General features: G+C 69.5%; 7 protein-coding genes. 4 read left to right on the top strand and 3 right to left on the bottom strand.

Going from position 1 to position 9,086, the window contains the following annotated elements; translation table 11 throughout:
* Positions 1-53: 53 nt before the first annotated feature.
* Positions 54-1,034: a cation diffusion facilitator family transporter gene (locus tag M878_RS75215; RefSeq protein ID WP_023550040.1), complete on the top strand. Its 981-nt coding sequence runs from the start codon at positions 54-56 to the stop codon at positions 1,032-1,034.
* 24 nt (positions 1,035-1,058) lie between these two features.
* On the opposite strand, the gene lepB is transcribed toward M878_RS75215, so the two are convergent.
* Positions 1,059-1,772, bottom strand: a complete 714-nt coding sequence (gene lepB / locus M878_RS75220) for a signal peptidase I (RefSeq protein ID WP_342452755.1) — start codon at positions 1,770-1,772, stop codon at positions 1,059-1,061.
* Between the two features lie 104 nt (positions 1,773-1,876).
* Entirely contained in the window at positions 1,877-3,928 is a 2,052-nt protein-coding gene (locus M878_RS75225) for a fructose-specific PTS transporter subunit EIIC (protein WP_023550042.1), read from the bottom strand.
* Positions 3,929-4,400: 472 nt separating this feature from the next.
* Here M878_RS75225 and ahcY point away from each other — a divergent pair, with 472 nt between their 5' ends.
* Both ahcY and M878_RS75235 read left to right on the top strand, forming a co-directional pair.
* A complete protein-coding gene (ahcY, locus tag M878_RS75230; protein ID WP_023550043.1) occupies positions 4,401-5,858 on the top strand; it encodes an adenosylhomocysteinase in 1,458 nt (485 codons plus the stop codon).
* A gap of 184 nt (positions 5,859-6,042) precedes the next feature.
* The gene (locus M878_RS75235) at positions 6,043-6,657 is read left to right on the top strand and encodes a hypothetical protein (RefSeq protein WP_023550044.1); all 615 of its coding nucleotides are present in this window, start codon (positions 6,043-6,045) and stop codon (positions 6,655-6,657) included.
* A 77-nt stretch (positions 6,658-6,734) separates the two neighbouring features.
* Here M878_RS75235 and M878_RS75240 read toward each other — a convergent pair whose 3' ends face one another.
* The gene (locus tag M878_RS75240; protein WP_023550045.1) at positions 6,735-7,721 is read right to left on the bottom strand and encodes an RDD family protein; all 987 of its coding nucleotides are present in this window, start codon (positions 7,719-7,721) and stop codon (positions 6,735-6,737) included.
* A gap of 143 nt (positions 7,722-7,864) precedes the next feature.
* Between M878_RS75240 and M878_RS75245 the strand changes: the two genes are divergently transcribed.
* The gene (locus M878_RS75245) at positions 7,865-8,872 is read left to right on the top strand and encodes a stage II sporulation protein M (protein WP_023550046.1); all 1,008 of its coding nucleotides are present in this window, start codon (positions 7,865-7,867) and stop codon (positions 8,870-8,872) included.
* Positions 8,873-9,086: the final 214 nt, after the last annotated feature.

The raw sequence follows: 9,086 nt of genomic DNA on the forward strand, positions 1-9,086 counted from the left end.
CGTCCGGACGGCGGGACGTACGGGGCGACAGAGGCGAAGGGACACGCGTACACATGAGCGCGTCAGGCGGTACGAAGGCGATCGTGGCGGCACTCGGCGCCAACCTCGCGATCGCGGCATCGAAGTTCGTGGCGTTCGCGTTCAGCGGCTCCTCCTCGATGCTCGCCGAGGGCGTCCACTCGCTCGCCGACTCCGGCAACCAGTTCCTGCTGCTCATCGGCGGCAAGAAGGCCCAGCGCGAGGCCACCCCGCAGCACCCCTTCGGCTACGGCCGTGAGCGGTTCATCTACGCCTTCCTGGTCTCGATCGTCCTGTTCTCCATCGGCGGCATGTTCGCCATCTACGAGGGCTACGAGAAGATCAGCCACCCTCACAAACTGGAGAACTGGTACTGGCCGGTGGGCGTCCTGGTCTTCGCGGTCATCGCCGAGGGCTTCTCCTTCCGCACGGCGATCAAGGAGTCCAACGAGCTGCGCGGCAGACTCTCCTGGGCCCAGTTCATCCGCCGCGCCAAGGCGCCCGAACTGCCCGTCGTCCTGCTGGAGGACTTCGGCGCGCTCATCGGCCTGGTCCTCGCCCTCCTCGGCGTCGGCCTGTCCGTGCTCACCGGCGACGGCGTCTGGGACGGCATCGGCACCGTCTGCATCGGTGTCCTGCTCGTCTGCATCGCCCTGGTCCTGGCCGCCGAGACCAAGTCGCTGCTGCTGGGCGAGGCCGCGGGCCTGGACGCGATCCAGAAGATCGAGGAGGCGACCGTCGACGGCGCCACGGTCACCGGCGTCATCCACATGCGCACGCTGCACCTCGGCCCCGAGGAACTGCTGATCGCCGCCAAGATCGCCGTTCAGCACGACGACACGGCCGCCGAGGTCGCGAACGCCATCAACGCCGCCGAGGCCCGCATACGCGCCGCCGTCCCGATCGCCCGCGTCATCTACCTCGAACCGGACATCTACAGCGAGGCCGAGGCCGCCAAGGGCCCCGACCCGGAGGCCACCCCGGGCGGCCCGAACCCGCACGCCACCGGTCACTGAGGCTCTTCAGCCGCAGGAGGGTTCTCACCCCTGTGTCGGCTGCACCGGCCACGGCACGGGCGGCACCGGCGGCGCCTTCCGTCGTCGTACGACGACGAAACCGATCCCCAGCCCGATACCGGTGAGGACCAGCACCGCACCGAGGAGCAGGGCCGTACCCAGCACAACCGCCGCCGAACGGTCGTCGGTCACCCGGCCCCGCACGGCGTCCACCGGGACCGTCCCGCCGTGGTCCGCGCGGAAGAAGCGCGAGTCCATGGCATCGGCCCGGTGGTCGCCCAGCAGGAAGAGCCGGCCCTGCGGCACCTTCACGTCGTACGAGAGGTGCACACCGTCGGCATCGCCCCCGCTGACGTAGGGCTCCTTGATCGGCTCGCCGTTCACGGTGACCCGCTCCTCGCCGCCCACGAGGGCGCAGCAGGCCACCCGGTCGCCGCCCACCCCGATCACCCGTTCCACCCCACCGGACGTGACACGCCCCGGCGCCGTGAACATCACGACATCGCCGCGCCGTACCTCGCTGCCGTCGACCTTCTCCCACACGATTTGCTGGCCCGGTGTGTATGTCGGCGACATGCTTCCGCTCGACAGGGTGCCCCTGCCGTACGCACTGTTCGCATAGACGGCGGTGCCGATCCCCAGCCCAAGCCCCAGCAGCCCCACCACGAGCGCCGCGATCCCAAGTCCCCGTCCCCGTCCCGAGCCCGCCATGTTCCCCGCCCTCCCCACGCGGCCCATCCGCGGCGCGGAGAATAGCGGCACTCTGTGAACACTTTGTGCCGCAGGACCGCGCACGCGGGCCCCGCACCGCAAGCGGGGGGACCCGCATCCCTCCGCTCAGCTCACCCGACCTCACCGAGCACGTCGAGAACCGCCCGCTCGTCCGGCGCCGCCAGCAGCCGCTCCCGGAACCCGTCATCCATCAACTTGCGCGAGAGCAGCGCGAGGATCCGCAGATGCTCATCACCCGCGGCCGCCTCCGGCACAGCGATCATGAAGACCAGCCGGGCCTTCGTACCGTCCAGTGATCCCCACTCGACGCCCTCGGCGGACCGCGCGAACCCGACGACCGGCGCGGTCACCGCATCGGTCTTGGCATGCGGGATGGCGATCTCCTCCCCGAGCCCGGTAGTCCCCTGCTCCTCGCGCCGCAACGCGACGGCCACCAATTCATCCACATCACCGACCCGCCCACTACGGCTGAGCAGCTCGGCCATCTCCCGTATGGCGGCCCCCTTGTCCCCGGCCCCGAGCCCGACCTTCACCGTCCGCCCACTGAGATACCCGGAAAGCACCTCGGGCCGACCGGCCGCCGCCTCTCGCCCCTCCGAAACAAGCACCGATTCCGAACCCGCAGGCGCGACCTGCTCAGGCACGACCAACCCCGAACCCGCACCCGAAAGCGCAGGAACGGCCCCGGCCACCGCCCCTCGCCGCCCCCGCAGCCCACTCACATCGACCAACGTCACGGTCGCCAACGCAGTGACCACCGACCCGATCACCACGGCGACAAAGAACATCGGCACCCCACTCACCGCACCCAGCACCGCCACAATCGGCCCCCCGTGCGGCACCGCGTCCTTCACCCCGGCCAGCCCCGCGACCGCCCCGGCCACCGCCCCACCGAGCATGTTCGCCGGAATGACCTGCGCCGGCCGCGCCGCCGCGAACGGAATCGCACCCTCCGAGATACCGAAGCACCCCATGAACAGCGCCGCGAGCCCCGTCTCCCGCTCCTGCTCGGTGTACAGCCGCCGACGGATCAGCGTGGCCAGGCCCTGCCCCAGAGGCATCACCGGAATCGCGGCCGCGCACATACCCATCACCGTCTGGTTGCCGCTCGCGATGAGCCCGGCACCGAACAGGAACGCCGTCTTGTTGACCGGCCCGCCCATATCGAAGGCGATCATCAGCCCGAGAATCGCACCGAGCAGAATCGCACTCGTCCCCGTCATCCCGCCGAGCCAGCTCGTCAGATGCTCGAACACCCAGGAGATCGGCTTGCCGATGACATAGATGAAGAACAGCCCGAGCGCCGTCGTCGCCACGATCGGGATCACGATGATCGGCATGATCGGCTGCACGAACTTCGGCACCCGGACCTTCTTGATCCACAACACCAGATACCCGGCGAGGAACCCGGTCACGATCGCCCCGATGAAGCCCGCGCCCGCCTTGGAGTCGTACAGCTCACCCGTGTTGGCGATCCAGCCGCCGATCATGCCCGGCACCAGCGCCGGCCGGTCGGCGATCGCGTAGGCGATATAGCCGGACAGGATCGGGATCATCAGCTGGAAGCCGATCCCGCCGATCGCGTTGACGTGCGCCCAGAAGGTGCCGTCCGGGATCACAAAGCCCTTGGACGTCGCATGCCCGCCGAGCGCGAGCGAGACCGCGATCAGCAGACCGCCGACGACCACGAACGGGATCATGTACGACACGCCGTTCATCAGCGCCTTGTACACCGGCCCCCGCTTCTTGCCGCCACCACCGGAAGCGGCCGCCGCACCCCCGGCGGCCCCGCCCGGCGCGTGCACGGGCGCCGACCGCACCCGCTCGATCAGCTGCTCGGGATGGTGGATGCCCTCGGCGACCCCGACCGTGAGCACGCGCTTGCCCGCGAAACGGCTCAGGTCGACGTCCTTGTCGGCGGCCACGATGACACCGTCCGCGCTTCTGACATCGTTGTCATCAAGGACGTTCTCGGCCCCGATGGATCCTTGGGTCTCCACTTTCATCTCGATGCCACGGCTCGCGGCGGCCTGCGCGAGCTTCTCCGCCGCCATGTACGTGTGCGCGATGCCGGTCGGGCAGGCGGTCACCGCCAGCAGCTTCAGCTGCCGCCCCTCGTCATCGCGGCCACCTGTGGAGGGCGGGCCGGCCGGACTGGTCACGTTGTTTCTCCTCACGCCTTCGTCGCACGAGGCACCGTCCCGGACACCTCGCGAGCGGAACCGGACGGCCCCGGCCCTTGTGCATCCTGCACCACCCCGCCCCCGGCCCCAAGGTGTGAAAGTCCCTGTTCGCACCGGTCCGTAGGCTTCCGTTCCACGGATTCCGCGCCCCCATCGGCCGCCCTCCTGCCCCCACGCCCGCCCCCCGAAACCGCCTCCCGTGCGGCGCGAACCATGCCCATGCGGACTGGGGCCGACGGGGCCGTCCGGTGTAGCTTGGGACGGAGCCAGACGTCGCTGCTGATGGCGGTCGGGCGGTCCCAGCGCGGGCCGACCGAGGGAGAGAGGGCCTCCGACGGACTGCGCTGCGCGTACGTGGGCATGCCTGTGTCCTCTTCTCGGGCATCTGTGTGTCCGCCGTCGCGCAGACCAGCCGTACCCACCTCGACCCAACTCCGAGGAGCAGCTCGCAATGACGACTGTCGAGAACCGACAGGACTTCAAGGTCGCCGACCTCTCGCTGGCCGACTTCGGCCGCAAGGAGATCACCCTCGCCGAGCACGAGATGCCCGGCCTGATGGCGATCCGCAAGGAGTACGCCGAGGCCCAGCCCCTCGCCGGCGCCCGCGTCACCGGTTCCCTGCACATGACCGTGCAGACCGCCGTGCTCATCGAGACCCTGGTCGCCCTCGGCGCCAAGGTCCGCTGGGCCTCCTGCAACATCTTCTCCACCCAGGACCACGCGGCTGCCGCCATCGCCGTCGGCCCGAACGGCACGCCCGACAACCCGCAGGGCATCCCGGTCTTCGCCTGGAAGGGCGAGACCCTCCAGGAGTACTGGTGGTGCACCGAGCAGGCGCTGACCTGGCCGGACAGCCCCACCGGCGGCCCGAACATGATCCTGGACGACGGCGGTGACGCCACCCTCCTCGTCCACAAGGGTGTCGAGTACGAGAAGGCCGGCGAGGTCCCCGCCCTGGACACCGCCGAGTCCGACGAGCACCGCGTCATCCTCCAGCTGCTGCACCGCACCCTGGGCGAGAACCCCCAGAAGTGGACCCAGCTGGCCTCCGAGATCCGCGGCGTCACCGAAGAGACCACCACCGGTGTCCACCGCCTGTACGAGATGCAGCGCGACGGCGTCCTCCTGTTCCCGGCGATCAACGTCAACGACGCCGTCACCAAGTCGAAGTTCGACAACAAGTACGGCTGCCGCCACTCCCTCGTCGACGGCATCAACCGCGCCACGGACACCCTGATCGGCGGCAAGACCGCCGTCATCTGCGGCTACGGCGACGTGGGCAAGGGCTGCGCCGAGTCCCTGCGGGGCCAGGGCGCCCGCGTGATCATCACCGAGATCGACCCGATCTGCGCGCTGCAGGCGGCGATGGACGGCTACCAGGTCACCACCCTGGACGAGGTCGTCGAGAGCGCCGACATCTTCGTCACCACCACCGGCAACAAGGACATCATCCTTGCGTCGGACATGGCGAAGATGAAGCACCAGGCGATCGTCGGCAACATCGGCCACTTCGACAACGAGATCGACATGACCGGCCTGGCGAAGATCCCGGGCATCGTCAAGGACGAGGTCAAGCCGCAGGTCCACACCTGGACCTTCCCGGACGGCAAGAAGATCATCGTGCTGTCCGAGGGCCGCCTGCTGAACCTGGGCAACGCCACCGGTCACCCGTCGTTCGTGATGTCCAACTCCTTCGCGGACCAGACCCTGGCCCAGATCGAGCTGTTCACCAAGCCCGACGAGTACCCGACCGGTGTCTACGTGCTTCCGAAGCACCTCGACGAGAAGGTCGCCCGTCTCCACCTGGACGCCCTCGGCGTCAAGCTGACGACGCTGCGCCCGGAGCAGGCCGCGTACATCGGTGTGGAGGTCGAGGGCCCGTACAAGTCGGACCACTACCGCTACTGAACCGGCGATCTCCTGATCCCGCTCGCCGGGGAGCACTTCGGTGCACCGCCGCGCTCCCCGGCAGCAGGTCCTCCGAGGCAGGCCCCCGCACCCCCGTGCCGGGGGCCTGCCCCTTTGGTCTCCGGCCGGCACCGCACCAGCAGCGCACGGCCGGAGCGTCACCCCGTCAGAATCCAGGACCCCCATGCCCCGCGGCCGCTATTCGCTCCACGATCCGCACGATCACACCCCCCTCGGTGAAGAACACTTCCAGTGCGCGCCCGGCCCTTCCGGCTGGCGCTATGTCTCCCGATTGACCGGCCCCGCCGGCGATCACCGCGGCTCGGTCGACCTCGCCCTGGACGACCTCGGCCGCCCCATCCGCCTAGAACTCCACGCGGGCGACTGGCAGGTGCGCGGCGCCGCCCTCGACGGCGTCACCTGGGTCCGCACCGACCCCACCGGAACCCACGCCACCGAAGGCAATGTGCGCGCCCACGCCTTCACCGGCACGTCCCCCGCGTTCCTCGTCGCCACCGCCCGTCTCCTGCGCCTCACCCCCTCGTCCGACGCGACCCGCGTACGCCTGGTCGCCTTCACGGACCCGGTCCTCGCCCCCCGCACCGTGGATCAGTCCTGGGCCCTGGTGAACAGCGAAGCACACGCCACTGACAACGGCCCCCTGACCGTGGACGAATACCAGGTCACAGCCCTGGACACCGGCGAACGGCACACCGTCCACATCGCCGGCGACGTCGTCCTGGCCGCACCCGGAATCGAGCTGGAGGACCTCCAGTCACCGCCGTCGACGTTCCACTGAGCGCCGGAACCGACGAGCCCGACGAGCCCGGCGAGACCGACGAGTTCGCCGGAAACAGGAGCTGAGCGGATGCCGCGCTACGCCGGCGGCGCGAAACCCGTGGCCGGGCGGTCGGCCGACGGGTGATCGTGCGGAGGCACGGCCGGCGGATGGTCGCTCGGCGCTACGGCGGGCGGTGTGAGCGGAGCCCGTGGCTGCCGAGCCCAGTCCTGGGGCCGATCAGGCTGACCGGGATACTGCGGCCAGGCCTCAGCAGCAGCGGGCGGCTGATTTACGGCCGGCGCATCGGGCTCGGCCACCGGTGGGGCGAAGCCACCGGCACCGACAGCCCGCCGGGCCTCACGCGACTGCCGCTCATGCAGGACCGCTGCCAGAAAGGCGGCCGCCGGGAGATCCCGCGGCACCGAAGCGCCCGTCCGCGCCACGAGGTCGGCTGCCAGCCGCTGGGCCATCCCCAGCGATACCTGCGGATCGAGCTGCCCCATCCGGCTCAGATACTGCCGGACCGCAAGCCACAGCCCGTCCGGCACCGCCGACAGATCCAGCTCGGCGAACCGCCCTGCGAGCCACGGAGGCGGCGGCGGAACGAAGGCGGCCCGGCCGGCCGGTATTCGCTCGTGTACGACCAGAGTGCCCGCGAACACGTCCCCGAGCCGCCGCCCTCGTACCGACACCAGCGAGGCGATGCAGGCGACCACACCGAACGTCAGCAGGATCTCGATCACACCGATCGCGCCCCGCACGAGCGCGTGCCGGAACCGGATCGGTCCACCGTCGTCCCGCACCACCCGGAGCCCGAAGGCCAGCTTCCCCAGCGAACGCCCGTGACTGAGCGTCTCCACCGCGATCGGTCCGCCGACCAGCACCAGCAGAAACGTGGCGATCGACAGTGCCGTCTGCGCGGCCTCGTCCAGAGAAGCGGTCGACATCACCAACACGATGGTGACGACGACGTACCCGATCACAGCCACCACGAGGTCGAGCAACACGGCCAGCGCCCTGCTCGGCAACTTCGCCGGACGCAGTTCGAGCGCCACCGCCTCGCCCGTCACCAGCTCACTCACGTCCGCCGCCCTTCCCTGATCTGCCGCCGGAAGCGCAAGTCTGCCAAGCTGTGGGCGCATCGCGCCGCAGTACGACAAGCTGACAGCGATCAAGGGCATCCACGACGGACAGTCGACGACCAGCCGAGGAGCAGGCAGACCCGATGGACCTGGACGTCTTCGTCTCCGTACACCGAGCCGAATGGGACCGCCTGGACGCTCTGCTCCGCCGCCGGCGCCGCCTCAACGGTGCCGAGGCCGACGAACTCGTCGCCCTCTATCAGCGCACCGCCACCCACCTCTCCCTCATCCAGTCCAGCGCCCCGGACCCACAGCTGACCGGACGGCTCAGCCAACTCGTGGCACGCGCGCGTAGCGCCATCACCGGCACTCGCCGCGCCTCATGGCGCGATGTCACGCGATTCCTGGGCCAGGGCTTCCCAGCCGCGGTCTACCGAGCACGCCACTGGTGGATACCGACGGCACTGATATCCACCACCACGGCGATCCTCCTGGGCTGGTGGATAGGCACCCACCCGGACGTGCAGTCGAGCATCGCGGCGCCCAGCCAGCTCCGTGAGCTGACCCGCCCCGGCGGCGAGTACGAGACGTACTACTCCAGCCACCCCGCGGCGGCCTTCGCCGCGCAGGTGTGGACGAACAATGCGCAGGCGGCCGCGATGTGCCTGGTCCTGGGCATTTTCCTGGGCCTGCCGGTCCTCTGGATCCTCTTCGAGAACATGCTCAATCTGGGCGTCGGTTTCGGCCTGATGTCCTCCGCAGGCCGACTCGACACCTTCCTGGGGTTGGTCCTTCCGCACGGCCTGCTCGAACTGACCGCCGTCTTCGTCGCCGCCGGTACGGGGCTGCGTCTGGGCTGGACTCTCATAGACCCCGGTCCGCGCACCCGGCGCACCGCCCTAGCCGAGGAGGGACGCGCGGCGGTCGGCATGGCCATCGGCCTTGCCCTGGTCCTCTTCGTCTCCGGCGCCATAGAAGGCTTCGTCACCCCGTCCGGGCTCCCCACCTGGGCCCGCATCGGAATCGGCGTCCTGGCCGAGCTGGCATTCCTGACGTACGTCTTTGTGCTGGGCGGACGAGCGGTACGCGCAGGTGAGACCGGCGATCTCGAGGCAGCCGACCGCAGCGCCTCGGTCCCCACCGCTGCTTGATGTGCGTTCCACCCCTCTGAGCTGCTAGTCTCCTCTTCGCCCCACAAGAGCCGTTGACACGGAGGGCGTGGGGAGGTAGATTCAAACAGTTGCCTAGAAGTGGACAAGTTCCAGGGCAACCGATAGTCTCTACAAGCTACCTGAGAAGTCGCGAATGACATCTCGGAGAAGCACCCCCCGATTACTCAGAAATGAGCGGCTGGTTCGACCGGCC

It is taken from the genome of Streptomyces roseochromogenus subsp. oscitans DS 12.976 (genome assembly GCF_000497445.1).
GTDB classification, from domain to species: Bacteria; Actinomycetota; Actinomycetes; order Streptomycetales; family Streptomycetaceae; genus Streptomyces; species Streptomyces oscitans.